Annotated in this window: 27 protein-coding genes and 1 pseudogene; 15 read left to right on the top strand and 13 right to left on the bottom strand. The window is 71.4% G+C overall.

Annotated features, from left to right (window positions below):
- Nucleotides 1-179: 179 nt before the first annotated feature.
- Both ACZ7OY_RS30040 and ACZ7OY_RS30035 read left to right on the top strand, forming a co-directional pair.
- A complete protein-coding gene (locus tag ACZ7OY_RS30040; protein ID WP_471914304.1) occupies nucleotides 180-689 on the top strand; it encodes a hypothetical protein in 510 nt (169 codons plus the stop codon).
- Between the two features lie 305 nt (nucleotides 690-994).
- Nucleotides 995-1,846 carry a COG4705 family protein gene (locus ACZ7OY_RS30035; RefSeq protein WP_471914303.1) on the top strand — a complete coding sequence of 284 codons (852 nt, stop codon included), beginning with the start codon at nucleotides 995-997 and terminating at the stop codon, nucleotides 1,844-1,846.
- A 20-nt stretch (nucleotides 1,847-1,866) separates the two neighbouring features.
- Here ACZ7OY_RS30035 and ACZ7OY_RS30030 read toward each other — a convergent pair whose 3' ends face one another.
- The 5 genes from ACZ7OY_RS30030 to ACZ7OY_RS30010 all read right to left on the bottom strand — a co-directional run bounded on the left by ACZ7OY_RS30030 (nucleotide 1,867) and on the right by ACZ7OY_RS30010 (nucleotide 7,998).
- Nucleotides 1,867-2,601, bottom strand: coding sequence for a DUF4386 domain-containing protein (locus ACZ7OY_RS30030; protein ID WP_471914302.1), 735 nt, complete (start codon nucleotides 2,599-2,601; stop codon nucleotides 1,867-1,869).
- Nucleotide 2,602: 1 nt separating this feature from the next.
- Entirely contained in the window at nucleotides 2,603-2,908 is a 306-nt protein-coding gene (locus ACZ7OY_RS30025) for a hypothetical protein (protein ID WP_471914301.1), read from the bottom strand.
- A gap of 134 nt (nucleotides 2,909-3,042) precedes the next feature.
- Entirely contained in the window at nucleotides 3,043-5,790 is a 2,748-nt protein-coding gene (locus tag ACZ7OY_RS30020) for a winged helix-turn-helix domain-containing protein (RefSeq protein WP_471914300.1), read from the bottom strand.
- Between the two features lie 416 nt (nucleotides 5,791-6,206).
- A complete protein-coding gene (locus tag ACZ7OY_RS30015; RefSeq protein ID WP_471914299.1) occupies nucleotides 6,207-6,890 on the bottom strand; it encodes a lamin tail domain-containing protein in 684 nt (227 codons plus the stop codon).
- Between the two features lie 376 nt (nucleotides 6,891-7,266).
- The gene (locus ACZ7OY_RS30010) at nucleotides 7,267-7,998 is read right to left on the bottom strand and encodes a TetR/AcrR family transcriptional regulator (RefSeq protein ID WP_471914298.1); all 732 of its coding nucleotides are present in this window, start codon (nucleotides 7,996-7,998) and stop codon (nucleotides 7,267-7,269) included.
- A gap of 349 nt (nucleotides 7,999-8,347) precedes the next feature.
- On the opposite strand from ACZ7OY_RS30010, the gene ACZ7OY_RS30005 reads away from it, so the two are divergent.
- Complete coding sequence (locus ACZ7OY_RS30005) at nucleotides 8,348-9,142, top strand: polysaccharide deacetylase family protein (RefSeq protein ID WP_471914297.1); 795 nt, start codon at nucleotides 8,348-8,350, stop codon at nucleotides 9,140-9,142.
- On the opposite strand, the gene ACZ7OY_RS30000 is transcribed toward ACZ7OY_RS30005, so the two are convergent.
- A complete protein-coding gene (locus tag ACZ7OY_RS30000) occupies nucleotides 9,134-10,285 on the bottom strand; it encodes an MGDG synthase family glycosyltransferase (RefSeq protein WP_471914296.1) in 1,152 nt (383 codons plus the stop codon). The genes ACZ7OY_RS30005 and ACZ7OY_RS30000 overlap by 9 nt on opposite strands.
- Nucleotides 10,286-10,699: 414 nt before the next feature.
- Here ACZ7OY_RS30000 and ACZ7OY_RS29995 point away from each other — a divergent pair, with 414 nt between their 5' ends.
- Both ACZ7OY_RS29995 and ACZ7OY_RS29990 read left to right on the top strand, forming a co-directional pair.
- Nucleotides 10,700-11,548: an SDR family NAD(P)-dependent oxidoreductase gene (locus ACZ7OY_RS29995; RefSeq protein WP_471914295.1), complete on the top strand. Its 849-nt coding sequence runs from the start codon at nucleotides 10,700-10,702 to the stop codon at nucleotides 11,546-11,548.
- 7 nt (nucleotides 11,549-11,555) lie between these two features.
- Nucleotides 11,556-12,473, top strand: coding sequence for a DMT family transporter (locus ACZ7OY_RS29990; protein ID WP_471914294.1), 918 nt, complete (start codon nucleotides 11,556-11,558; stop codon nucleotides 12,471-12,473).
- A gap of 103 nt (nucleotides 12,474-12,576) precedes the next feature.
- Here the strand turns inward: ACZ7OY_RS29990 and ACZ7OY_RS29985 are convergent, their stop codons facing one another.
- Nucleotides 12,577-13,728: an MFS transporter gene (locus ACZ7OY_RS29985; protein ID WP_471914485.1), complete on the bottom strand. Its 1,152-nt coding sequence runs from the start codon at nucleotides 13,726-13,728 to the stop codon at nucleotides 12,577-12,579.
- 126 nt (nucleotides 13,729-13,854) lie between these two features.
- Here ACZ7OY_RS29985 and ACZ7OY_RS29980 point away from each other — a divergent pair, with 126 nt between their 5' ends.
- Both ACZ7OY_RS29980 and ACZ7OY_RS29975 read left to right on the top strand, forming a co-directional pair.
- Entirely contained in the window at nucleotides 13,855-14,640 is a 786-nt protein-coding gene (locus tag ACZ7OY_RS29980; protein ID WP_471914293.1) for an AraC family transcriptional regulator, read from the top strand.
- Between the two features lie 179 nt (nucleotides 14,641-14,819).
- Nucleotides 14,820-15,602, top strand: coding sequence for a DUF4232 domain-containing protein (locus ACZ7OY_RS29975; RefSeq protein ID WP_471914292.1), 783 nt, complete (start codon nucleotides 14,820-14,822; stop codon nucleotides 15,600-15,602).
- A 74-nt stretch (nucleotides 15,603-15,676) separates the two neighbouring features.
- On the opposite strand, the gene ACZ7OY_RS29970 is transcribed toward ACZ7OY_RS29975, so the two are convergent.
- Nucleotides 15,677-15,883: a DUF5988 family protein gene (locus ACZ7OY_RS29970; protein WP_471914291.1), complete on the bottom strand. Its 207-nt coding sequence runs from the start codon at nucleotides 15,881-15,883 to the stop codon at nucleotides 15,677-15,679.
- A gap of 166 nt (nucleotides 15,884-16,049) precedes the next feature.
- Here ACZ7OY_RS29970 and ACZ7OY_RS29965 point away from each other — a divergent pair, with 166 nt between their 5' ends.
- On the top strand, nucleotides 16,050-16,292 hold the full coding sequence (locus ACZ7OY_RS29965; RefSeq protein ID WP_471914290.1) for a DUF5302 domain-containing protein: 243 nt from the start codon (nucleotides 16,050-16,052) through the stop codon (nucleotides 16,290-16,292).
- A 244-nt stretch (nucleotides 16,293-16,536) separates the two neighbouring features.
- Nucleotides 16,537-17,523 (top strand): L,D-transpeptidase, encoded by a 987-nt coding sequence (locus ACZ7OY_RS29960; RefSeq protein WP_471914289.1) that lies wholly within the window; start codon nucleotides 16,537-16,539, stop codon nucleotides 17,521-17,523.
- A gap of 95 nt (nucleotides 17,524-17,618) precedes the next feature.
- On the opposite strand, the gene ACZ7OY_RS29955 is transcribed toward ACZ7OY_RS29960, so the two are convergent.
- On the bottom strand, nucleotides 17,619-18,515 hold the full coding sequence (locus tag ACZ7OY_RS29955) for an SCO6745 family protein (protein WP_471914288.1): 897 nt from the start codon (nucleotides 18,513-18,515) through the stop codon (nucleotides 17,619-17,621).
- Nucleotides 18,516-18,672: 157 nt separating this feature from the next.
- On the opposite strand from ACZ7OY_RS29955, the pseudogene ACZ7OY_RS29950 reads away from it, so the two are divergent.
- Nucleotides 18,673-19,407, top strand: a pseudogene (locus tag ACZ7OY_RS29950) (nSTAND1 domain-containing NTPase); the annotation flags it as partial.
- Between the two features lie 306 nt (nucleotides 19,408-19,713).
- Here ACZ7OY_RS29950 and ACZ7OY_RS29945 read toward each other — a convergent pair.
- Nucleotides 19,714-19,869 carry a DUF6131 family protein gene (locus tag ACZ7OY_RS29945; RefSeq protein WP_351610354.1) on the bottom strand — a complete coding sequence of 52 codons (156 nt, stop codon included), beginning with the start codon at nucleotides 19,867-19,869 and terminating at the stop codon, nucleotides 19,714-19,716.
- Between the two features lie 92 nt (nucleotides 19,870-19,961).
- On the opposite strand from ACZ7OY_RS29945, the gene ACZ7OY_RS29940 reads away from it, so the two are divergent.
- On the top strand, nucleotides 19,962-20,258 hold the full coding sequence (locus ACZ7OY_RS29940; protein WP_471914287.1) for a hypothetical protein: 297 nt from the start codon (nucleotides 19,962-19,964) through the stop codon (nucleotides 20,256-20,258).
- A 38-nt stretch (nucleotides 20,259-20,296) separates the two neighbouring features.
- On the opposite strand, the gene ACZ7OY_RS29935 is transcribed toward ACZ7OY_RS29940, so the two are convergent.
- The gene (locus ACZ7OY_RS29935; RefSeq protein ID WP_471914286.1) at nucleotides 20,297-20,740 is read right to left on the bottom strand and encodes a hypothetical protein; all 444 of its coding nucleotides are present in this window, start codon (nucleotides 20,738-20,740) and stop codon (nucleotides 20,297-20,299) included.
- Nucleotides 20,741-20,960: 220 nt separating this feature from the next.
- On the opposite strand from ACZ7OY_RS29935, the gene ACZ7OY_RS29930 reads away from it, so the two are divergent.
- Nucleotides 20,961-21,323 (top strand): PRC-barrel domain-containing protein, encoded by a 363-nt coding sequence (locus ACZ7OY_RS29930; protein ID WP_471914285.1) that lies wholly within the window; start codon nucleotides 20,961-20,963, stop codon nucleotides 21,321-21,323.
- Between the two features lie 211 nt (nucleotides 21,324-21,534).
- Here the strand turns inward: ACZ7OY_RS29930 and ACZ7OY_RS29925 are convergent, their stop codons facing one another.
- The gene (locus tag ACZ7OY_RS29925; RefSeq protein ID WP_471914284.1) at nucleotides 21,535-21,819 is read right to left on the bottom strand and encodes a hypothetical protein; all 285 of its coding nucleotides are present in this window, start codon (nucleotides 21,817-21,819) and stop codon (nucleotides 21,535-21,537) included.
- Between the two features lie 245 nt (nucleotides 21,820-22,064).
- Between ACZ7OY_RS29925 and ACZ7OY_RS29920 the strand changes: the two genes are divergently transcribed.
- From ACZ7OY_RS29920 to ACZ7OY_RS29910, 3 genes are all read left to right on the top strand, one after another.
- On the top strand, nucleotides 22,065-22,556 hold the full coding sequence (locus tag ACZ7OY_RS29920) for a DUF2975 domain-containing protein (RefSeq protein ID WP_471914283.1): 492 nt from the start codon (nucleotides 22,065-22,067) through the stop codon (nucleotides 22,554-22,556).
- Nucleotides 22,556-22,783: a helix-turn-helix domain-containing protein gene (locus ACZ7OY_RS29915; RefSeq protein ID WP_471914282.1), complete on the top strand. Its 228-nt coding sequence runs from the start codon at nucleotides 22,556-22,558 to the stop codon at nucleotides 22,781-22,783. The genes ACZ7OY_RS29920 and ACZ7OY_RS29915 overlap by 1 nt, the downstream gene beginning before the upstream one ends.
- 258 nt (nucleotides 22,784-23,041) lie before the next feature.
- The gene (locus ACZ7OY_RS29910) at nucleotides 23,042-23,554 is read left to right on the top strand and encodes a hypothetical protein (protein WP_471914281.1); all 513 of its coding nucleotides are present in this window, start codon (nucleotides 23,042-23,044) and stop codon (nucleotides 23,552-23,554) included.
- Between the two features lie 36 nt (nucleotides 23,555-23,590).
- Here the strand turns inward: ACZ7OY_RS29910 and ACZ7OY_RS29905 are convergent, their stop codons facing one another.
- Nucleotides 23,591-24,673, bottom strand: coding sequence for a sensor histidine kinase (locus tag ACZ7OY_RS29905; RefSeq protein WP_471914280.1), 1,083 nt, complete (start codon nucleotides 24,671-24,673; stop codon nucleotides 23,591-23,593).
- Nucleotides 24,674-24,765: the final 92 nt, after the last annotated feature.

Raw genomic sequence — 24,765 nt, 5'->3', positions numbered from 1 at the left:
GGCCCCGCCGTCCGGACAGGACGGCGGGCCGAGCTCGGCCCCCGGGGCTGCGGCACGCCGGTGTCGGGGTCACCCGTCCGCCCGGTCCGGCGGGACATCGGCCCGCCTGCCTGGTCAGGCTGGACCCGTCCGGCGGGAGGGGGCGGTCATACGGTCCCGCCTCACTGATAGGAGCACTCATGCGCGGCCACTCTCGGCGTGCCCTCAGCAAGATCTTCCTGCTCGTCGCCCTGCTCGGGCTGACGGTCCCGACGGCGACGGCTTCCGCCTCGACCTCCGCCCGGGTCATCCACCAGCGCACCGTGGAGCTGGCCCTGAACGGCACTCTGTCGACCACTCCGGAGCCGGTCGACATCAGCGGACGTATCCGCATCACCGTCGTCACGGTGGCCAACGCGGGCGGCGGCGGGACCGCCGCCATCACCAGTCAGCTGCGCAACACCACCGGCATCGGACGCAGCACCGGCGGCCACTACCGCTTCGTCGGCAGCGACCGCAGCATCGTCGCCTGGCCGCCCGACCCGGTCAGCCCGCTGAACGTCTTCCCGCGCTTCCTGAAGATCTCCCCGCCGGGGTCGTTCGTCCCGCCCAACCCGATCCGGCCCGTCCATGTCCACACGACGGTCCTCTCGGACGGCACCATCGACAGCATCTCCGCGGACCTCCCCGAATCCGGTCCCGACGCCTGAGGCCAGGCTCTCGGAGCTCGACGGCGAGGCCGGTGGTCGCGATGGCCACCGGCCCGTCGTACGCCTTCGCCGGCGCCCCGGCCCCGTCGTGCGTCCGGCGATGCCGCCGCACGGCGTGGCGCCGTCCCGGTACCCCGTGCGCCACACCGCCCGAGCAGGCACGGGGCAGGCGTTCAGGATGTGTTCAGGCCGGCGCTGCGACGGTCGTCGATCGCGATCGTGTCGGCACGGTCGCTCACGTGGCAGGGCGCGCCCCCAGCGCGGGGCGAGCGCCCTGCCGTACGACACACAAGGAGCCCCCCACCTTGCAGCAGCCGAAAGTCCTCACCGACCTCGATGTCGCGGTTCCGACCACCTCGGTGATGAAGAAACTGCCCGAAGTCACCCTCGCGTTCTGGATCATGAAGGTCGCCGCGACGACGCTGGGCGAGACCGCCGGAGACCTCTTCTCCCAGACCCTGGGACTCGGCTACTTCCTCACGACGATCGCCCTATTCCTGATCTTCGTGGTGACGCTGGTCGTCCAGCTCCGCTCCAGCCGCTACAACCCGTTCTTCTACTGGACGGTGATCCTGTCGACCAGCATGGCCGGCACCACCATGTCCGACTTCATGAACCGCGACGCCAGCTCCAAGTATCTTTCCGTGGGCGCCACTTCACTCGGCTGGGGGCCGCAGGGCCTGGGCCTCGGCTACCCGTCCGGCGCGGCGATCCTGCTGTCGGTCCTGGTGGTCATCTTCGCGATCTGGCGGCTGAGCGGGATGACCTTCCAGATCCGCGACATCGTCACGTTCCGCGGGGAGGCCCTGTTCTGGTCCGCGATCCTTGTCTCCAACACGCTCGGCACCTCGATGGGCGACTTCCTCTCGGACAGCTCCGGCCTCGGGTATGCCGGCGGCGCGCTGCTGGTGACCGGGGCGCTCGCCGTCCTGGTGGCGCTGATGAAGGTGCCCGTGGTGCCGAACGTGCTCCTGTTCTGGATCGCGTTCGTCCTCACCCGCCCGCTCGGCGCGACGGCGGGCGACTTCCTCACCAAGCCGGCCGCCAAGGGCGGGCTGGACCTCGGCACCGCCGGCTCCTCGGCCGTCCTGCTGGCGGTCCTGCTCGGCCTCATGGCCTACGCGCACGTCCAGGAACGCGCGGCTGCCGCCTCGTAGCCGACGGAGCCGCGCGCTGTTCAGGCCTGGTCGGCGGTGGGGGCCGCGGGCCTGAAGCCCTTGACGAGCAGGTGGATGCCGACCGCGAGTTCCCAGGCGGCGATGGGCAGGGTCGCCAGGAACGACCACGCGGAGAGCTGGTCGTTGTGGCCGAAGAAGGTCGCGATGCCGGACGTCAGGAGCAGCGGTGCTCCGATGAAGCCCAGGACGGGAATGAGGCGTGGCACCAGCCGGGAACGGTACAGCAGCGTGCCGAACAGCAGGGCGTTGATGCAGGGCATGAAGCCGGGGCCGAGCAGGAACGTCCAGTCGCGGACGGCCACCAGCGCCTTCCCGGTGGTGACCAGTGTCGCCGCGTCCTGACCGGTCGCGCCGGTGAGGTCCTGGCGCAGGGTGATCACGGACAGCAGGCTCACCACGCCGGTCAGGATGACCGCGGCCTCGACCAGGCGTGCGGTGACAAAGCCCAGGGCCAGGGCCTCGCTGGTCCGTTTGACGACGGGGAAGACCGCGACGGCGGTGCCGATGCAGGCCAGGGCGCTGATCAGGTCGAGCAGACACCCCCACAGCACACGGGTGTCGTCGCCTGCGCCGGTGATGTAGTCGGCGTGGTCCAGGACAGGGGCGATCAGCAGGAGCGCGGGAATGGATGCCACGAAGGTGATCAGGTAGAACGCTCCGGCCGCGCGGGCGTGGTTCCTCGTCCGGTCGGTCCGTGCGTGTGCGGCAGAGTCCGTCGGTAGGGTGCTGGTCATGTCAGTCTCCGGGTTCTGAGTTCTCGGATGTGCGGGGTGGGCGCCTCGTCGGGTCGTCCTCCCGTGGGCCCGTCTCCACCCGGGCGACCGAGACCAGCGGGAGGCCGATGTCGCGCAGCCTGTGCAGCAGGCCGTGCAGTGCCGCCTGGTCCACGACGGGGCCCTGGAGAAGGGTTGTCCCGTCGCTGTCGGTGGTGAGGGTCATGCCGTCGAACCGGGTCGCCCAGCGGGGGTCGAGACGGCCCTGAAGCCGGATCTCGTACCAGCTGGGACGACGGTCCTGAGGACCGGTCGTGGGAGTGCTCATGACGCTCCTCGGGCCTTGCGGGTCAGGAAGCCGACCGCAAGGTCTCAAGCAGTGTGGTGAGCGGTCGTCACCAGATGTGGTGACCGAGGTGGTGATGGCGCGGCCGGGTCCTCAGGAGGCCCTTCTCCGGCTTTTCAGCTGCCGGGTGCGCGGGGGATGAGGCCGAGGCGTGCGGCCACCCGGACCGCCTCCCGCCGGTTGTTGACCCCGAGCTTGGTGTAGATGTGCCTGGTGTGCGTGCGCAGGGTGTTCAGGGACACATGGAGCCGGCGGGCGATGTCCGGGCCGGCGAGGTCACCGGCGAGCAGCCGCAGCACCTCCGACTCGCGCTCGCTCAACGGTTCTACGAGTGCGTGCCGCGTGGCCGCGGACGTCGTGCCCGTCGCCTCGCCGGTGGCGCCACCGGTCCGGCGGGCCGCGTCCAGGAGCCGGCGCGGGTACGCCCAGCCGGGCCGCTGCCGCACGACAGTGGTGAGCAGCGCGGTGAGCGGCGGTCCGTCGTCGGCGAAGACGCGGACATGGCCTTGCGCTTCGGCCAGGGTCAGGGCCCGCTCCAGGGCGGCGAGCGCGGCGGCGGAGTCGCCGTGGGCGTCATGGACCCGTGCCTGCAGTACGAGGATCTCGATGACGGCGGCGGTGCGTCCGCCGGCCTCGGCGGCCGTCAGGAGTCGTTGGAGGAAGGGGGCGGCGGTGCCGAGCGCGGATCCGCGAGGGTCGGCCGTGTGGGCGGCGAGCAGGATGCGGGCCAGGGTGATGTGCTCGTACTCGCGTACGTAGGACAGCTCGTCGTCCGTGGTCAGGCCCTGTCGGCGGACCCAGTCGCGGGCCTCGCCGAGGTCTCCGTGGGTGAGCAGCAGCCGCACCCGGGTGGCCGGGACCGGTCGTACGTCCGGGGAGAGGTCGCCGGTGTAGACGCGCTCCGCTTCCTCCAGCAGGTCCAGGGCGCCGGCCTGATCGCCCTCGGCGTCCAGGATCCGGGCCTGAGCGACCCTCCACCGGTAGGGGTGCTGCGGCAGGCCGGCGAGCTCACCGAGTTGCCGCGCTCGTTGCAGATGTCCGGTCGCGGCCGCGGCGTCTCCGCGTTCCCAGGCGATCTGGCACAGCCCGACGTACATGTCCGAGGTGCCGCGCAGGGTGTCCGGTGCCTCGGCGGCCAGCCGCAGGGCCCGTTCGTAGGTGCGTTGCGCGTCGGTCAGCCGGCCCTGGGTGATGCGGATGTCGGCCAGCGTGATCGAGCAGCCCAGCACGTCCGCGACATACCCCGCCCGCAGCAGGCCCTCGACGGCTGCGGAGTAGGAGGCGTGGGCGGCGTCCAGGTCGCCGCTGCCCCAACTGGCGAGCCCCGACAGGGCCGCTGCCGCCGCCTGGACCACGTGGTCGTCCGGGGCTGCCCGGTCGATGGCCCGCTGTGCGTGGCGCACGGTCGCGGACGAGTCGCCTCGCGCCAGGGAAAGGGCGGAGCGGTACATCTCGATCGCGCCGGGCAGCCGGGCCAGCGCACTGCGGTCGGCCACGACCGGTTCGGCTGCCGGGCCTGACTGTCCGCAGTCGTCGAGCAGCCGCTCGGCCCCGTCCAGACGGTCCTCGACCCCCTCGAACTCGCCGCGCGTCATGAGCGCGCCGACCAGACCCACGGCGAGCACCGGGCGCACGCGCACGACGTCGTCCGGGAGGTCCTTGATCCAGCCGCAGATGGTGGCCTCCTGCCGGTCGCGCTGCAACGCGGGGATCGCGCGTTCGACGAGGTCGGCCGCCCGGTCGACGTCTCCCGCCTCGAGTGCGTGGCCGACCGCGGGCACCGGCTCGCCGGCGTCGGCGTACCACTGGCCGGCCCGTCGGTGCAGGCTCGCGACCTCGTCGGGGCGCTCGTCGACCAGATGTGTGCGCAGGACGTCCGCGAAGAGATGGTGATAGCGGTACCAGCGGCGCCTGTCGTCGAGTCTGTCGACGAACAGATTGGCCCGGTCGAGGACTTCGAGCATGGCCTTGCCGTCCTGCCGTCCGGTGACGGCGTCGCACAGCGGGCCGTGCAGGCGGTTGAGGACGGACGTCCGGAGCAGGAAGTCGCGCACGTCGTCGCTCTGGCGTCCGAGGACCTCTTCGACCAAGTAGTCGACGACATACCGGTCGTCACCCGCGAAGCCCGCCACGAAATCGGAGACGTCCTCGCGTCCGCGGAGCGAGAGCGCCGCCAGCTTCAGCGCGGCGATCCAGCCCTCGGTACGCTGCTCCAGCGCCTCGACGTGCGCCGCGATCAGTTTCAGTCCGACGGCCTCGTCGAGGTAGGCGGCCGTCTCGTCGGCGGTGAAGCGGAGGTCGGCGGCGCGCAGTTCGACCAGTTCGCCGCGGGCTCGAAGCCGGGCGAGCGGCAGCGCCGGGTCGGCGCGGGTGCAGATCACCAGGTGCACCTGCGGCGGGAGGTGTTCGAGCAGGAACGTCATGCCTGTCCGGATGTCCGGAGTGTCGGCGAGATGGTAGTCGTCGAGGATCAGATCGAGCGGGTCGCTCAGCGCACCGAGTTCGTTGAGCACGGTGGTCAGGACGGTCTCGACCGACGTCGGGGCCGACTGCAACAGCGGCAGCGCACCGGCGCCCACACCGGGCGCGGCGCGCTGGAGGGCGGTGACCAAGTAGGTCCAGAACGACGCGGGTTGACTGTCGCGGGCGTCGAGGGACAGCCAGGCCGCGCGCCGCCCGCCGACGGCTGCGCCCGCCAGCCACTCGGCGACCGCCGTCGTCTTCCCGAAGCCGGCCGGGGCCGACACCAGGGTCATCCTCGACTTCGACCCACGGCCGAGGAGTTCGCCCAGGCGGGGGCGCGCCACCACGCCCTGCCGTATCCGGGGGCGGTACAGCTTGGTCTCGATCAGGGGGCTTGCCACAAGCGGTCCCCTCCCGCGTGTTCGAGCCGGTGCACACGAAAGTACGGCATCCCGCCCTGGCGGCCCACCGCCGACAGCAGAAGACCCCGCCCCACGGAACGCGGGACAGGGTCTTCACAGAGCGCCGGGCAGGCCTTGCACCTGCATTTCCCCGCAGGAAGCGGGACGTCTTTCCTTGGACCACCAACGCATCGCGGACCGGCGCGCTTTCGGCCGACCAGCTCAAGATCGATACTAGCAGGTGAAACGTGAACAACCCAGGTCGGCGAGGGAGCCTCACCGCTGCCCGGCCTGCGGCCCCGCCGGACGGCGGCGGCGTGGCGGGCCCCTGCGGGGACCCGCCACGCCGCCGTTTCGTCACCACCGTGCCCGGGTGGCGCGTTCAGCCGGCCGGACGTGCGGTGCGGTGCGCGGGGTCAGTGACGGTCGTTCCCGTGTCCGCGGTGGTCGCCGTGACGGTGGTCGTCACCGTGTCCGCGGTAGTCGCCGTGACGGTGGTCATCACCGTGGTGGCTGTAGTCACCGTGACGACGGTCGTCACCGTGGTGGCGGTAGTCGCCGTGGTGGCGGTAGTCGCCGTGGTGGCGGTAGTCGCCGTGACGACGGTCGTCGCCGTGGTGGCGGTAGCGGCCCCAGGACTCGTCGTCGACGAAGCGGCCGCGCTCGTCGCGCAGGGTGATGGTGCCGCGGTAGTTGTCCCAGGCGTGGTCGCGGCGGTCCTGGTACAGGTCGGTGCGGGTGTCACGCCCCTGACCGGTGTGGATACGGACCGTGTCGCGACCGCCGAGACGGTAGTGGTGGAAGACGTAGGTACGGCCGACGTTGTCACGCAGGGTCCAGCCGTCGAGGTTGACGGTCTGGCGCGTGCTGTTGGTCAGCTCGACCCATTCCTTGTTCAGCGAGCGGTCGGAACGCACGTCACGCCCGGGGGAATCGGCCTGCACGGCCGTGATCTCCACCAGCGACTCGTACGGCCGGGCCATTCCGGCCGCGGACGCCGGCAGCGCCGCCACACCCACCATGGCGCCCGCCGCCAGCGCGGCGGCGGCCAGACGGCGAGGAGAGATCCAGCGGGCGGTGACAGAGACAGAAGTGGACATGAAGTCCCCCTGACGGTGCGGGCGCCTGCCCCTGAGCGGCCGTGCCGGCCGCCGGGGCACCGGCGCGATGTACGAGGTCGCGGCCCCTTTTTGCGGCCGCACGCACACTCTGTCCGTAATGCACCGACTTCGAGTGGAAAACCGGCCGCTGTTACACGTTGACCACATTTCCGTGACTCTTGGATGCATTACCCATGTATGTTCCGAGTGTCCGTCCCTGGCACCCCGTCAGGCCGCCCGTCCCGTGCAGGCGTTGGGGAACCCTGCCCGACCGCCGTGCCACGCCATGCCGGGACCGAGCAGGCCGTCACCTGAAAGTGGGTAACGGCCCTCCGCCTCACCGGGGCGCGACCCGGGCGGAGCGGCCGCGCCCCCCTCACCTGCCGTGCCGGTCCAGTGCGGCCTGCACTCCGTCGAGGAAGACCTCCAGCGCACCCGGGTAGGCGCTGGTGCTCATGGTCCGCGCCAGGGTGTGCGCGGATTCGGCGATGCGGGGATACCGGTCGGGGGGCAGACAGGCATACGTCCCCTGCCAGGCCGCGCGGTCGGCCGCACCGGCTTCCGTGGGGAGCGCGTGGGCGGCCGCGTCGATGGCGGCGAAGCCCAGCGCGAAGTCGATGAACCGGTGGTAGTACCGGGCCGCGTCCTCCGGTCCGAAGCCGGCGTCGCGCAGGATGCCCAGACCGATCTCGACCCCCCGTATCTCGTTGGGCCGGCGGGTGACACGGGACGCCGTCAGCACCGCGACCTGGGGATGGGCGGTGTACGTGCGGTGCAGGTCCGTACCGATACGGCGCAGGTCCACGCGCCAGTCGCCGGTGATCCGCACATCCTTCAGGCTCATCCCGATCAGTTCGTCCGCGACCGCGAGGACGAGATCGTCGGTGCTTCGGAAATAGCGGTACAGCGCGGAGGGGTCGGCCCCCAGGGCGATCCCCAGACGCCGCACGCTCAGCGCGTCGTTGCCCGGCTGCTCCAGCAGGCGGATCGCCGTCTGCACGATCAACTCCTGGCTGAGCACGGTGCCCGTCCGCGTCGTACGGCGCCGCCGTCCGGCCGCGAGCCGGTCGGCGGGGGCCGCGTCGTCCGTGCCGTCGAAGGCGCTCACCCGGGCTCCGATCTCTGGGGGACTTGCGGCAGGCCCTCTTGCGGCCCTCCCGTGGACTCTTATGACAACTTGATTGACCTAAAAAGTCCAGAGCCGTGCGCTGTGGCTCCACCGGTGCGACAGGCTTCGGTTTCCGGGCGACAGCGAGGTGTGGCGACGAGCGCGGCTGTGGCGACGAGCGTGGTTGTGGCGACGCGGGCGTGGGTTTGGCGACGGGCGTGCTGGTTACCTCGGCACCGTCAGGACCGTCCCCGCCGCAGGCGAGCCTCTCCGTGTGCGGGGGACCCAAGCTGCGGCCGTGATGGTCGAGCGCCGCCGGTCCGCAGCCGTTCGAGGAGGTACGTCGTCGATGACCCGGCCGACCCGCCCCCCGCCCGTGCGCGGCATGTCCACGGGCGTACTGCTCCCCCTCGTCACCGTGGCCGCGGCCCACATCGGACCCGCCGCCACCTGGCTCCCCGGGCTGCGGCACCGGTTCTTCCCCGGACTGGCCGGCCTCGGCCGCCCGAACCACATCGCCCTGACCTTCGACGACGGACCCGACCCCGGCTCCACCCCGTGTTTCCTCGATGCCCTGGACGACCTCGGTGTCCGGGCCACCTTCTTCCTGCTGGGCGAGAGCGCGGTGCGGTATCCGGCGCTCGTCCGCGAGATGGCCGGGCGCGGTCACGAACTCGCCGTCCACGGCTGGACGCACGAGCGCCCCTGGCTGCCCTCGCCCGCCCGCGACCGACGCGAGGTCATGCGCTCCGTGGAGGCGTTGCACGGCCTCGCGGGGCAACGCCCGCGCTGGTACCGCCCGCCCTTCGGGATCCTGACCTCCGGACGCTGGGCGGCCGCGCACCGGGCGGGGCTGCGGACGGTCCTGTGGAGCGCCTGGGGGAAGGACTGGACGGACGACGCCACTGCCGTCTCGGTACGGGCGCTGGTCGGCGCCGACCTACGGGCCGGCGGCACGGTCCTCCTGCACGATTCCGACCGCGTCGCGGCGGCGGACTGCTGGCGCTCCACCCTGGCGGCGCTCCCGGACATCGTGAACGGCTGTCACGCGGCGGGGCTGGCGGTGGGACCGCTCGCCGAGCACTGCCCGGTGGGACGCGGCCGCGGTGCCGCCGCCGGGATTTCCGGCCGGGGCTCAGGGTGAACACCGCGGACCCGGCCGGGCGATCACTCGCGCGAGCACGTCGTCCCGGAACACCGCCCTTCCCGCCGCGATACGTCGATCCCGCTCCGGGCCCGGTGTGGTCAGGCGGTCGAGCGACCCGAGCAGGCCCGTAGCGTCGGCCGCGAGGTCGCACAGCCCGAGGGCGGCCATCCGCCGTACCCCTTCCGCCCCGTGTCCGGGCAGCGGCCGGTACCCGACCACGGGCACACCGGCCGCCAGCGCCTGGACTGCGGTCTGCCCGGCCGCGTTGTCCACCAGCGCGGCGCAGGCGCGCAGCAGCCGGGGCATGTCCGTCACCCAGCCGGGCGCGAGCACACCGGGTGTACGGGACAGCGCCCGGCGCAACCGCTCATTGCGCCCGCTGAGCAAGACCGGCAGGAAACCTCGCCCGGCGAGCAGCCGAGCCGTGTCGGGCAGATGTGAGCCGACGCCCCAGGCGCCGGCCGACACCAGCACCGCGGGGCGCCCGGCCCCACGGCTTTCCAGGTGTTCGCGCCAGGTGGGCGCCCCTTCGTCTCCTGCGTCACCGAAGAAGCGCGGGTCCACCACCGGGCCGACCGTCTCCGCCGCTCCGCCCAGCCACCGGCGCACCTGGCGGGCGCCGTCGTCCGAGACGCACAGATGGAGATCGTTGCCGGGATGCAGCCACTGCCGGTGCACCGCGAAGTCGACGATCATCACGGTGCTGGGCACGCGCAGCACACCGGCGGCCCGCAGCTCCCCCGTCAGCTGTGCCGCGAGATGGAAGACCGGAACCACCACGTCGGGGCGCGACCGGCACACGGATGTCATGAAGGCGTCGGCGGCGAGCCGGGCCAAGGGGGTGCCGGCCGGGCGACGGCCGGCGCCGAGCCTGAAGAACAGCTCGTAGATGCCCTCGTAGGCCCACGGGGCGCCTCGGACGCAGGCCGCGTAGAACCCGCGCAGTCCCGTCCCCAGACCGCAGGGCAGCAGCGCGAGCACATCGACGACGTGCGCCTGCTTCCCCTCGGCCCGGACGCGACGGGCGAGCTCGGCCGCCACACTGTCGTGCCCGGCTCCCATGCCTGCGCTGACCAGCAGCACCCGTTCGGCTTCCGGCGCCGAGGCCGCCTCGTGGCGAGCGGACGGGTGAACAGCCATGAATCCTCGGAATTCGGCCGCACTGGACTTCGGTGCCGTCGGCGGGCGACAGGCACGAGCCGGTCCCGCACGGGTACCGGCATTTCATTCTCACCCCCCGGTGAGGCAGCGGCCAGCCTGCCGGTGCGCACGGCGCGGTCGCGGTGCCGCGAGTTCAGGAACGTATGGCGCCGCTGCCACCCCTCGCCCGAGGCGATCGCCGAGGTCACAAGCTTGCCCGCGCCCGGCGGGACCCGGCGCCGGCCCTCTGTCGACCGCCGGTGAAGTCCGCTTTGTCCATGTCGGTGTGCCAAGGTGAAAGGACGTCCATGAGCTGGAGCGGCGGCAGCGGAGGCCGGGATGCCCTCGCACCGGTTCCGAGGAGGCACTGCCGAAGCAGCTTCTTCCTGTCCACCAGTGCAGCGAGGTCCGCCCATGTCTCACGCCCCTCACCACGCAGACGGGACAGCCACGGCTGTGCCCGCGCCCGGCTCTGCCCCGGCAGCGCACCCGCGCACCACGCACCGGGCAACCCGCTTGCGCGGCTCGGCCCTGGTGACGGGCGCCTCTTCCGGTATCGGTGCGGCCGTCGCCCGTCGGCTGGCCGCCGAGGGCGGCTGGGACATGGTCCTCAACGGACGCGACCCCACCCGGCTGAACCGGGTGGCCGCACAGGCGTCGGCCGTGGCCTTCCCCGCGGACCTCACCCGCCCGCACACCGACCGGCTCCTGTGCGACTTCGTCCTCGACCAGGTCGGCAGGCCCGACCTGATCGTGGCCTGTGCCGGGGTGGGCTGGGCGGGCAACTTCACGACCATGCCCAGTTCCGCCATCGAGGAGGTCGTCGCCGTGGACCTGCTCTCCACCCTGCATCTCGTACGGCAGTTCGTCCCCCACATGACACAGGCGGACTCCGGACGCATCGTGCTGATCGGCTCCGTGGCCGGCAGCGTCGCCGTACGCGAGGAGGCCGTGTACTCCGCGGTCAAGGCCGCGCTCGGCGTCTTCGCCGACGCCTTGCGGTACGAACTGCGCGCCACCGGCGTGGGCGTCAGCCATGTGATCCCGGGTGTGGTGGACACTCCCTTCTTCGCCCGCCGCGGGGTCCCCTACCTGCGGTCCCGGCCCCGGCCGGTGGCCCCGGAGCGGGTGGCCGACGCGGTCTGGAGCGCCGTACGACGCGGTCGCGACGAGGTGTACGTGCCGGGCTGGCTCCGGCTGCCCGCCCGGGTGCGGGGCGGGGCGCCCGGGCTGTACCGGTGCCTCGCCGCCAGATTCGGATGAGGAGCCCGTGGGAGCGCTCACGGTCGTCCTCGCCCTGCTGGCGGCGCTGTGCAACGCCTCGGCCTCGGTCCTGCAACGCCGGGCCGCCGCCGAGGAGTCCGACAGCCGGGCCGGTGCCCGGCACGCCGTGCGGTGGCTGACGCGCGTGCTGCAACGGCCGCACTGGCTCGCCGGCTTCGGTCTGCTGATCCTGTCCACCGTGTTCCAGGCCTGGGCCCTCGCCGTGGGCAGTCTGTCCGTCGTCCAGCCGCTGCTCGCCAGTGAGCTCCTGTTCACCCTGGTGGTGGGCAGCCTGGTGTTCCACCGCCGCCCTGATCTGCGTACCTGGTCGGCGTTCACCTCCCTCGGAGTCGGGCTGGCCCTCTTCCTCACCGCGGCCTCCCCTTCCGCCGGGCGCAGGACCGCATCCGACGGTTCCTGGCTGACCGCCGGGGGGGTCGTGCTCGCCGTGGTGGTGGCCCTCGTGCTGGCGAGCCGTCCGACGCGGGGCGGCCCGCGGGCAGCGCTGCTGGGCCTGGCCGCCGCGATGTCGTTCGCGATGACCGCCGCGCTGCTCAAGGAGGTCGTGGGACGACGGGACCAAGGGCCGGCGGGCGTGTTCACCCACTGGTCGCTGTGGGGGACGGCCGTCATCGGCCTGATCAGTTTCGTGCTGCTGCAGGCCGCCTTCCGTGCCGGATCGCTGACGGCGTCGCAGCCCGCCCTCACCTTGGGTGACGCCATCACGAGTGTCGCCCTGGGTTGGGCGCTGTTCGCGGAACACATCGAGCTCGGTGCGCGCCTCGTACCCGAGATCATCGGCATCCTGCTCATCGGCGCGGGCAGTCTCGGCCTGGCGGCCGCGCCCTCCGTCGGCGCCGCCTGGGACACCGTCCCCCGCGGCACCTCGGATTCCCACCCGGCGCAACGCCACCAGCCGCGCTGAGGGGACCCGACGGCACCGCACCCCACGAGAAGGCCCGGTACGGGTCCGCCGGGTCCGCGCACCAGCAGCAACGGCGCATCAGCCTGGTCCTGCGAGAGGGGAATCAGGTGGACCCGGCCGGGGCGGTCAGGACCTCGGGCTCCTGGTGCGTGGGCTCTCGCAGGGCGGTGGAGAGCAGCACGGCCAGCACCGGAACGGTGGCGAGCACGATGAGGGCGCCTCGGGGGCCGTAATGGGTGGCGACGATGCCCAGCAGCGGCATGAACAGTCCGCCGGCGCTCACCGCGAGGCCGAGGGTGACACCCGCCGCGGTCCCGGGACGGCTGGGCAGATAGTCCTGGCCGAGCTTGATGAGCACCGCGAACGGGATGTTGGAGACGAGCCCCACCAGCAACGCCGTCGGCAGCGCCGCGTACTTGTCGTCGCACACCAGCATGAGCCACAGGGCGGGCAGCATGGCCGCATTCCCGATCTGCACCGTGCGCACCATGCCGACCCGGTCGGCAAGCCGGCCACCGAGCAGCGTGCCGAGCACACCACCACCGAGCTCCAGCGTCAGCGCCGTACCGCCCAGCCCGCTGCTCGCCTCCAGACTGCGGATCCAGTACAGCGAGATGAACGTGTTCAGCCCGGTCGAGATCGTGGAGCGCACGACCTCGACCGCGGTCAGAGCCGCGAACAGCCACGGCCGGTCCGCGCCCTGACGCTGCACCTTCCTGGCCGCCGCGCCCGCCGTGCGCTGGTGATGGCGCAGCAGGACGAAGCCCATGAGCACTGCAGGGGGAATGAACAGCGCCGTCGCACCGACCCCGAGGCCGTCCAGGGCCGGGGTCACCAGCGCCGGGCCCACGAAGAAGCCCACGCTGCCGCCCGCGGCGAAGTAGCTCATCGCGGTGGCACTGCCTCCGGCCGCGCGGCGCGCGTCCCGCCCCGCCGGCGGATGGAACATCGCGATACCGAGACCGGCCATCAGCAGCAGCACGAACACCAGCGGATAGGAGGGCGCGAGCCCCGACAGGCCGGCCCCGATCCCCGCGAGGCTGATCCCCAGCGGCGACATCCATCGCAGCCGGTACCGGTCGGCCAGCAGCCCGATCGGCACCTGCGGCAGCGCGCTGCCCAGGGTGGCGGCAAGGGCGAGCCCGGAGGCCTGGACATAGCTGAAGTCGCGTTGCAGCACGAAGTAGGGGACGGCGGCGGGCACCAGTCCCTGGTAGAAGTCGTCGACGGCATGGGCGCCGGCCCAGATCCGCATCCGGCGCCAGGGTCCTTGCTCCGGCCGGTCACCGGCCTCACGCGCCGTGCCTGTTTCCTGTATCGCTGTCACGGCTCCACGATGCTCAACGGCACCCCAGGCGCGCTTCCCGTATTCTGCCTACCCATGTCGAAGATCCGCCACATGCCCGTCGCGCCCACCAAGACCGAGGCCCACGGCGGCGGCGACACGATCGAACGGCACCGCCACGACGACCACCAGCTGATCTACGTCAGCTCCGGAGTCCTCGCCATCTCGACGGAGCACGGGTCCTGGATCGCCTCCAACGACCGAGCCCTGTGGATCCCGGCGAACACCTGGCACGAACACCGCTTCTACGGCCGGAGCCGCTTCCACGCCATCGGCTTTCCCGCCCGGGGCACGACGGCCCTGCTCGACACCGAGCGCCCCACGGTCATCGCCGTCGACGCCCTCGTACGCGAACTCCTCATCGCACTCACCGGCACCGCCCTCACACAGACCGAGAACCACCACCTGGAAGCGGTGCTGCGCGACCGGCTGCGCCGCGTCACCGCCCAGCCCGTCGCCGTGCCCTCCGCCCATGACCGACGACTGGCCGAAGCCTGCCGTCTGATCGAGGAGAACCTGCGCCACCCCTACACCCTCGCCCAGCTCGCCGACCGCGTACACACAGGTGAACGCACCCTCTCGCGTCTGTACCGCGACGAATTCGGCATGACCTTCCCTCAGTGGCGCACGCGCGCCCGGATCTTCAACGCGATGGTCATGCTCGCCGAGGGCGCCTCGGTCACCGACACCGCGCACGCCTGCGGATGGGCGACGACCAGCGCGTTCGTCCACGCCTTCGCCCAGACCATGGGCACCACCCCCGGCGCCTACCGCGCAGGCGTGCACGCCTCACCGGCACCCTCCGCCGACACCACCGCATGACAGCCGGGTCGGCCGTCCCGGCCGGGGCCGACGACCGACGCCTGTGACCTTGCGGCGAACCTGTCCTTGATCGGTAACAGGAGCCCGCAGCCTGCGAGTTGAGGGAGATCTCCGGTGCAGAATCGGTCCGCCGTCGCTTCGACGGCCGACCACGCACGACCGACCACAGGGGGACCCCGATGAACGCCGCTGCCCGAGAGAAGACCAAGAGCTCCAACGCCTGGCAGCCCTACGCCCTGGGTGCCGCGGTGGCCGTCGCGCTCCTGACGACAGCGGCGTGCCAGTCCGGCTCGGGCGGCACCACGGACGAATCCAGGTCCTCCGCCCGGCCCGGCGCGACGAGCACCACGACACCGGGTACGACGGGCGCGACGCCGGCGGGTGCGAAGGCGTCGAGCGCGACGACGTCGGACGCGAAGACCTCGACCCGGCCCGGCGGCGACAGCGGCAGCGGCAGCGACAGCAACGAGAGCGGACAGGGCGGCAGCACCGCCAAGGCGGCCGGCGGCGACGACAGCTCCGGCATCCTCCTGTGCACCTTGCAGGACTTGTCGGTCACCGCCACGAACTACGACGCGAAGGGTGAGCCGGTTCGCCACCTCCTCCTCGTCGTCACCAACACCGGCCGCAGGAAGTGCGACATCCAGGGCGCCCCCGAGGTCACGCTCGGCAGCGCCAAGGCACCGACGCCGGTCAAGAAGGAGACCGACCCCGGCGAGGTGCTCACCCTCGCTCCCGGCGAGAAGGCGTACGCCGGCCTGCTCGCCACCGGCGGTCACAGGGACACCTACGACGTGAAGTCCATGACCCTCGGCCTCGGCAGCCCCGGCGGCGAGAGCGAGGCGGGCAGGCCGGTCGGCGTACGCATGCCCGTCGCCTCCTTCCAGGCCGACGACGGCCAGCGGGTCACCTACTGGGCGGGTACCGAGGGCCTGGCCATGCGTCCCGTCACCCAGCCCTGACGAAGAACCTCCACCCGGCCCGGCCCGCCGGCCGGGCCGGCACCGGCGCCCCGACCGCACCTGCCCGGCCCTGCCTACCCCGGGAGCTCCGTACGCTCCCACCACTCGTACACGGGCAACTTGCCGTGCTCGGTGTCCTGCTGACGCGTCGTGACCCTGAAGTGCTCGTATCCCCCGTTGAACGGGACCTTGATGTCGAGCCCCGACGCGGGAACCGAGACGATCCGTTCCGTGAGACCGTCGGGGCCGCCCTCAAGAACTGCTTTCGTGGTATCGGTCATAATCAGATTTTGTCCGCAGGTCCGACCGGCGCCTCCCGCGACGCGCCGAGGCGTCCGCGGCCGCCGTCGAATCGTGGCCGCCGTCCGCGGTACCGAAATCGGATGCCTCATCCGGGTCCCGGCATGCCAAGCTGTGCATTCCACTGCCAGATCCCAGGAGGTCCCCGTGACTACAGAGTCTCCATCCCAAGAGGGTGCGGAGCCGGCCGAGACCGAGTCTCCTGCCCTGGCACCCGACGACGACGGTCAGTACGACCTGAAGGCCAAGTTCCGCGAGGCCCTGGCGCGCAAGCGTGCCCAGCAGGCGGACGCCGCCGAACTCGCCGCGAGCCCCGGGGCGTCGAAGGTGCGCGGCACGCACGGCCCGGCGGCGAGCCAGCGCTCGTTCCGGCGCAAGAGCGGCGGCTGAGTTCCGCACCGGCCCACCGGTACAGGCCCGCAGGAACCGGCACGGCACCCGTCCCGGACGATGCCGCGCCGGTTCCTGCCGGGTGCCGAGGCTCTCCCCCTCTCATCCCACTGTCCTGGATCCGGTGGCGCACCGTTTTTTGGGACACGCTTTACGTGACGCATGGCAACTGGAACGTGGGCACTCGCTGTCTGAGAGGGAGTCGGGCCCGTCAGGGCCGAAGCGAGAGAGAGCGAGGCAGGGCGTGCGACGGCGTAGGAGCGGCATAGGCATCGCACTCGTCACGGCTGCGGTGCTGGTGGGCACGAGTGCCTGCGGCGGGGGCGGCAGCGACAAGGCCGGCGGGGACGACGCGAAGGCATCGGGCACACCGCGTGCGAGTGCCAGTGCGTCACCGACGAAGCCCGCGGGTCCGCCCATGCTGCTGGAGACGATCACCCCGCAGACGGGCACCACGGTCGGTGTGGCCATGCCGATCTCGGTGATCTTCACGAACCCGGTGGCGGCGAAGGCACGGGCCACGGTGGAGAAGCACATGCAGGTGAGCGCCTCGCAGCCGGTGGCCGGAGCCTGGCACTGGTTCGGCGACCAGCGCGCCGACTGGCGGCCGCAGAACTACTGGCCTTCCGGTACGAAGGTGAAGATCGACGTCGACATGAAGGGTGTCAGCAACGGCAACGGACGCTACGGCGTACGCAGCTACACGCACTCCTTCACCATCGGCGACGACGTACGCGCGGACGTCTCGGTGACCGGCCACACCATGAAGGTGACCAGGAACGGCAAGCCGGTCCGCACCCTGTCGATCAACGCGGGCAGCGCACAGTACCCGACGTGGAACGGCACGATGGCCGTCATCGACAAGCAGGAGAAGGTCCACATGACCTCCTGCAGCGTCGGCATCAGCTGCGACAAGGGCAGCCCCAACTACTACGACCTGACCCTGCCCTGGGACGTCCACCTGACCCAGTCCGGTACGTACGTGCACTACTCCACCGGAGACCCCAACCCGGGCAGCGGCAGCGCCCGCGGTTCGCACGGCTGCGTCCACCTGTCCCTGTCGGACGCCAAGTGGTTCTACGGCCAGGTCAAGCAGGGCGACCCGATCACCATCACCGGTTCGCCCCGCGCCAAGGCCTCGGCCGACAACGGCTACGCCTCGTTCAACCTGCCGTGGGACCAGTGGCTCGTGGGCAGCGCGTCCGGGCAGCAGACCACCGCCACGTTGTAGGACCCGGCGGTGGGGGCACGGCGGACGCACCCGCGCGGTGCTTCCTGACAACCCGTGCCCCGACCGCCGTCACGTCGCGGCCGGCCGTCGCCACGTCACGGCCGGCCGGGGTCCGCGCGCAGGTCGAGTCCCATCGGGTTGTCCAGCGGGATGTCGCCCTCCCGCAGCACGGCGCGGGTCAGCGGGCGCAGCAGCCGCAGGAGTTCATCGGTCTCCTCGGTGCCGAGCGCGTCGTAGGCGGTCGCCGCCAGCCGGTCGGTGCGTGCCTCGACCTCGGCGGTGAGCTGTTGTCCGCGCCGGGACAGCCGCCCGTCCTCGATCAGCCCCCGCGCGGTCAGCGCGTCGCGTCGCTCGGTCCACTCGTCCTCGTCGAAGTCGCGGGCCACCGTGTAGACCTCGCGGGGGATCCCCCGTGCGGTGGCTTGCAGGACGTGCGATTCGCGGCCGCCGATCCCGGCGGCGGCCAGGGCCGCGACATGGCCGTCGCCGCGATGCTCACGGAGCAGCGTCGCGGCCTGCCACAGCTGGGCGAGGGGTTCCTCGGGCACCGGCAGGGAGTGGTTGGCGGCGAAGAGCGCCCGGCCTTCGAGAGGTGCCGACCGGGCGGCGCGCATCGCGAGCTGTGCCGCCCGCGTCACCTCCGGGCCGTCGGCCGCGGGCCCGAGTGCCCGGCCGAGCGCGGCCACGGATCCCCGTAGCCGCGCGTGCAGGGCCTTGTCCGGCGGGGCGAAGCTCCACGCCGCGGGCACGGCCCGGCTCACCCGCTCGTAGCTGAAGTTGTAGAACAGCGCGTGCACGACGTCGGCGCCTGCCTGGCCCAGCGGGGCGGCCCGGCCGGCGAAGTAGCCCATCCAGTAGCCGCGGTAGCCCATCGCCCTGAACTCCTCCACCGGCTCCGGGGCGAAGTACACGACGGCGTGAATCGGTTCGAGCAGCCGCCACAGGTCACGGGCGACGTCGGCGGGGTCCGGTATCGATGCTGGCGTTGTCATGCCACCGTTCTACGCCTGAACCGCGTTCAGCCGGAACAATTCCTTCGAGCGGTTTATCCACCGTCGAGGGAACTGTGCCGGTGTGCCCACGCGTCTGAGGCGCGCAGCGCCTGCGACGGCCCGTCCCGTGCTTGTGATCATTCCGGGAGAGTGGTGTATGAGCCGCCACAACCTCATACCGACGGACCCGCAGCGGCTGGGCGCGTACTGGACGGCGGCGCGGCTGGGATCCGGCGGCCAGGGCGTGGTCTACGAGGCCTACGACGCCGCCGGGCGGCGCGTCGCGGTGAAGGTGCTGCACTGGGACGCCGCCTCGGGGGCGGCGGCCCGGCGCCGGTTCGCCAAGGAGGTGGTGGTCCGCGCCCTGGAGCACGAGCCCGACCTGAGTGTGCTGCCCGAGCCGTTGCGGTCCCTGGTGCGGGAGGCGCTGGCCAAGCGGCCCGAGGACCGGCCCACGGCGGCCGCGGTCCTGCTGCGGCTGCTCGGCGGCGGCTACGACGACCAGCAGGCACTGCGGGCCGGTGCCGGTGCCGCGGCCCTGGTCCGCGGCTTCGGCGAGGCGGCGCGGGCGACCGTGCCCTCGCTGGGCGAGGCGGCCGCGGCCGCCTACGACGGCCTGCCGCCCGCGGTTCGGGCCACGGCCCGTGAGGTCTGGCTCCGGCTGGTGGTCCCGGGCACCGCACCGGACGGATCCCATGACACCGTGCGCGCCGCCGACGAGGACGAACTGCTGTCGGAGCGTTCCTCCGGCGAGCAGGCGGCCGTACGGGAGACGATCACCGCGTTCGCCGACGCGGGTGTCCTGCTGCACGAGGCGGCCACGGTCCGGCCGGCCGCCGCGGCGGTGCTGCGGGCCTGGCCGCGGCTGCGGGAGTGGGTGGCAGGACACCACGCAGCGCACCGCGCCGCGCCGGCTCACGAAGCTGTCGGGCATCCGCTCGATGGTCACCGCGCTCACGTTCGCGCCGGACGGTCGCCGGCTGGCGGGCACGGAGTGGGGCGCCGAGGTGTCCGCCGGCCGGGGCGTCGTGTGGGACGTGAGCCGGATCGCCGACATCGTCACGCACCCCGCCGAGCGGGCGTGCGACCTTGCCGGGCGGGGGCTCGACGCGCAGGAATGGTCACGCTACACGGACGGTCTGCCCTTCCGGAACACCTGCGCCCAGCGCTGAGCGGGAAATCCGCCTCCTGCCCGGGGCTACCAATAATGTCGGCGGCCGCCGACGGCGTGACCGGCCGCTCCCAGAATCCAGAGAATGACACCCACGACCAGGAGAATGACCCCGATCGTCCAGAGGATCGAAATTCCCGTCAGGAATCCGACGACGAGGAGAATGATGCCGAGGATGAGCATGGCGTCCTCCATTCCGCTTGACGTTGCACAACAGGGGTAGGTGGTGATGATGGCCCGCGACCTGTGAGGTCGCAGATCAAAGGAGCGTTTCCATGATTCTCATCCTTGGCCTCGTCGTTCTGGCTCTGGCCGTCGTCGTCGGGCTGGCGGGAGTTTTCGGCAATATCGGTGCCGGACACAGTCTCGGAGCGGGCGGCGACTTCTCGGTTTTCGGCTACCACGCGACTTCCTCGACCGGGTCCCTCTTTCTGAGCGGAATAATCGTGGGAGCCGTGGGTTTCCTGGGCCTGGCCCTGGTTCTGATCGGCGCCCGTCATTCGGCCCGCCGCTCCACACACACCCGCCGAGCACCCCGTCTGTTCCGCCACAAGGCCTCCACCGTCGGCTGACAGCAGCCGCAGCACCCTTGCGCCCTCGGACCACCGCATCAGGGGCCCGGGGGCGTCGCGGTGTGGTCCGGGTGGCCCGGGGTGCGGCGGACCGTCTTGAAGTGGGCTTCCAGGAGGTGGTCGCGGCCCTCTGCCAGTTCCTCGACGATCTGGTGTTCCATCGCGGCGAAGGGCCGGTAGTAGGTGGAGTTGTAGGCCTCGACGATCTGGAAGGTCCAGCATCCCGGGACGACGTTCCGGCCGACGAGTTCACGCTCGACCAGTGCGGCCTGCTCCTCGTGGCCCGCCTCGCGCAGGAGCCCGACCGCGTAGTCCAGTTCGAAGTCCGCCGTCCCGGTCAGCTGGTGGAACCCGTACAGATGGCCACGGGCACGCTCCGTGGTCTCCAGCGCCTTCGACAGCGCGCCCAGGGCGCGCACCGTCTTCTCGTCGACACCGGGGGGCACTTGATGGTCCTGGTCCAGCTCGCGATCGTTCTCCATGATGGTCCTCTGCCCGGGAGGTGCCCCGCCCAGCGGCCGACTGGGCCGTGCGGCGTACACCGGGCTCACCCGTCGGCTGCCGCCGGCCCTCCGCCGTCGCGTGCCGTCCCGATTCCCGGGTGTCCGGTATGGAGCGGACATCGGGGGTACCCGCCGGACAGCCGGGACGGAGGATCCAACGCTGTGCCGTCCCCCATAGACCGGAGGAGTTGTTTTTCGCGTGACTGAGCATGTGTGGAACTACCAGCCGACCGCCGGCCGCCTGGCGGGTGCGGACCTGACGGGCTACAAGGTCGAGGCGACCGACGGCAGCATCGGGAAGGTCGACAAGCACTCCGACGAGGTCGGTGACGCCTACCTGGTGGTCGACACCGGCGTGTGGATCTTCGGCAAGGAGGTCATGCTGCCGGCGAGCACCGTGGTCAGCATCGACCCCGACGAGGAGAAGGTCCTGGTCGACCTGACCAAGGAGCAGATCAAGAACGCTCCCGAGTTCCACCGGGACAAGCACCTCGGCGACCCCGGATACCGGGACGAGCTGGGCGCCTACTACAGCGCTCCGTACGGTGGCCCCTTCGCCTGACCTCGCCACGCACCACTCTGGTCCCGGTGCCCTCGGGGTGCCGGGACCAGAGACGTCCGCGCATACGGCTCCACAGGCGGCCAAGCGGCGCGAGCGAAGCCGCGACCGTCCGCTTGAGGTCGCCTGCGGGAGCAGGCCGACGTACCGCCCCGCCTCTTCCCGACCGGGCGACTTCACCCCACACCGGCCGGGATCTCGCCCGGACCGGCACTCACGCGTGGGCCACGACCTCGCCGGCCGTGACGCGGGGAGGGTTGGGGAGCAGTGGCGCAAGGTGGTCCCGTACGAAGTCCGCAGCCCTCGAGTTCGACTCGTCGGCGCCGGACCGGTCCTGGAAGACGCTGGTCGAGACCATCACTCCGTCCCCGGCGTCGATCCAGTAATAGGCCACGAAGCCCGGGACCTGGCGCATGAGCGGCACGAACCCCTCGCCCACCAGGCGTGCGGCCTCGGCCGGATCAGTTACCCCTTCGTACCGCCGAACTGCTGCGTACATCGCCAAGCTCCTCACAGCGCGCCGGGTTCGTCCTCTGCCTGGACCTCGTACCCCTGCGACGGCCGGCCGGGCTCCTGAGGCGCCCGGCAATCACCCGGAAGGCCGCCACGGGCGATCCGAACGGCGGCTGCCGACCCGGACACCCGGCCCCACGCACGTCCGCCACGTCGGGACATCGACGCACACCTTGCTCCACCTATCGAATTTCGATAGATTCCCATCGTAACTCGATTGAAGGATGGGTCATGGGAAAGCTGACAGTGCAGGCGCTGCGCGCCGTGCTAGCGGTGGTGCTCGCCGGCACCGTGCTCGTACAGGCCGGGATGGTGTGGGTGTTGGTCAGCGGGAGCGACCCGGAGGACGGGTCGATACCGCTGACCGCGTTTCGCGTGATCACGATCCTGGGCATGGTGTCGGCCCAGGTCGCCCTGGTCAGCGTCTGGCGGCTGGTGGCGATGGTGCGACGCGGAACCGTGTTCTCCCACGCCGCCTTCCGGTACGTGGACGCCGTGATCGGCGCGATCGTGGCGATCGCCCTGCTGTGGTTCGCGGTCACGGCCGTCAACGCGCCGGGGCAGCGGGAGGACCCCGGCGTCACCGTCATCATGGGCGGGATCGGCCTGGCCATCCTGGGGGTCGCGCTCATCGTGCTCGTACTGCGGATGCTGCTCGCCCAGGCCGTCGCACGCGACGTCGAAGCAACGCGGATGCAGGCCGAGTTGGACGAGGTGATCTGATGCCGATCGCCGTCGACATCGACGTGATGCTGGCCCGGCGGAAGATGTCCGTGGGCGAGCTCGCGGACCGGGTGGGGATCACACCCGCCAACCTGGCGGTACTCAAGAACGGCCGCGCCAAGGCGGTGCGTTTCGCCACCCTCGCCGCGCTCTGCGAGGTGCTCGAGTGCCAGCCGGGCGACCTGCTGCGCTGGGAGACCGAGGACGCCGACGCCGTGGTCGGCTGAGGTACTCGGGTCAAGCTTTTGCCTCTTTGAGTCCTGATTCACACAGCACGGCAGGCCGAGGGCCCGGGCCTCGGGTCGCACCCCGCGCGTACGGGGCGGCCCGAGGCCCGGGCCGCCTGCTGTGACATCGCTCATTCCCTCGGGCAGAGCCTCTGTCTACGCTGGTGCGTCACAGGCGGGGCAGCGCGGCTCCGCGAAACAGCTCGCAGGACGGATCGGCCGGACACCGGCGAGCACGCTCCCGAGAGACCCACTGCCGTGCCCCATGATCTGACGCCCGTCATAGCCGCCTCCGCTCGCTGGCTCCTGGCCGCCTACCCCGCGCCCTCAGGTGCCCTCAGCCGGGCGCTGGCCGAGGTCCAGGCCCGGCAGGCCGCATCCCTCGCCGCCGCCCTGCGCTACCCCACCGGCTTCGACGTGCAGCTGCTTCATCTGCTCGCGCCCAGCGGGGCGCACCGTCTGGACTGGCTGAACGGATACGATCCGCAGCCCGAGGACTCCGCCTGGCGGACCTGGGTCGACGAAACCGTCGTCAGCTGGGCAGCCTGTCTGCTGGCGGATCCCGCCCTGGCCGGAGCCGCTCAGCGAGCCGTCCGGGAAACCGAGCACCACGGCGAGGCAGGCGAACTGCAACGGCTGACCGATCCCGGCGACCGGGACAGCGAAGCCGCCGTCCTACTCCGCCATCCCGACCTTCTCGAAACCGTCGCCGCGCTGCACCGACCCGAGCTCATGGAACTGCTCAGTGCCGAGGGCGCCGAGCTGTCGTGACCCCTTCACTGTGGTGACAGGGGCCGGTTCCTCCGCTCACCCGTCGGCCTGCCGGTCCATGGCTGGAAGTGCCACCGTGATGCGGATCCCGCCGCCGGAGCGCGGGGTGAGAGTGAGTGCGCCGTCGTGCGCGTGGGTGATGGTCCTGACGATGGCCAGGCCGAGGCCGACGCCCGCGTGATCGGTGTGTATGCGCTCGGTGCCGCGCTGAAACGGTTCGGTGAACGTCGAGACCAGCTCTGGGGCGAGCTGCTCGCCGGTGTTCTCGACGGTGAGCACCACGGCCTCGGGACGCACGCTCGTACTGACCCACACCGTGCCCTGTTCGGGCAGGTTGTGGACTATGGCGTTGTGCACCAGGTTCATGGCCAATTGCAGCAGGAGCGCCTGCGATCCGAGGGTGCGGCCGATGACGCCACCGGTCTCGATGGTGACGCGGTGTTTCTCCGCGAGGGGGAGAAGCGTTTCGGTGGCCTCTTCCGCCAGGAGGGACAGGTCGACCGGTTCACGGGCGAAGGCGCGCCGGTCCGCGCGGCTGAGCAGGAGCAATGCCTCGGTCAGGCCGATGGCCCGGGTGTTGACGGTGTGGAGACGGTCGATGAGTTCGCCGGTGTCGGCGTCCGGATCGGTGCGGGCCACGTCGAGAAGCGTCTTCGAGATCGCCAGCGGGGTGCGCAACTCGTGTGAGGCGTTGGCCGCGAATCTCTGCTGTTCGGCGACGTGCGCTTCGAGCCGCGCGAGCATCGCGTCGAAGGCGTCGGCGAGTTCGTGGAACTCGTCGCTGCGGCCTTCCAGGTCGATCCGGTGGGAGAGCGAGCCGTTCGCGGCCATGCGTGTGGCGCGTGTGATGCGCGTGAGCGGAGCGAGCATGCGACCGGCGAGGATCCAGCCGCCGAGCAGACCGAACACCAGCAGGAAGGCCAGCACGACGGCCGCGATCGGGGCGAAGTCCCGTAGGACGGAGTACTGGTAGTCGGGCTGGAGCAGGAGCCCGACGTGCGGCACCCGGGTGAGGAACACCCATACCGCCGCCAGCAGCAGACCGCCGGCCAGCATCAGGAATCCGGCATAGCTGAGGGTGAGTTTGACGCGGACGCTCAGACCGGGCTGCCTATCCACGCTCTCGATGCTACGAACCGACGCATATCGCCGGCATATCGAAAACCGGATACGTGTCGGCAACACCGCCTCGGCTTGACTGGCAGCATGCC

The sequence above is a fragment of the Streptomyces sp. NPDC107559 genome (genome assembly GCF_055657365.1).
This window is presented reverse-complemented; position numbering and strand designations above follow the sequence as displayed.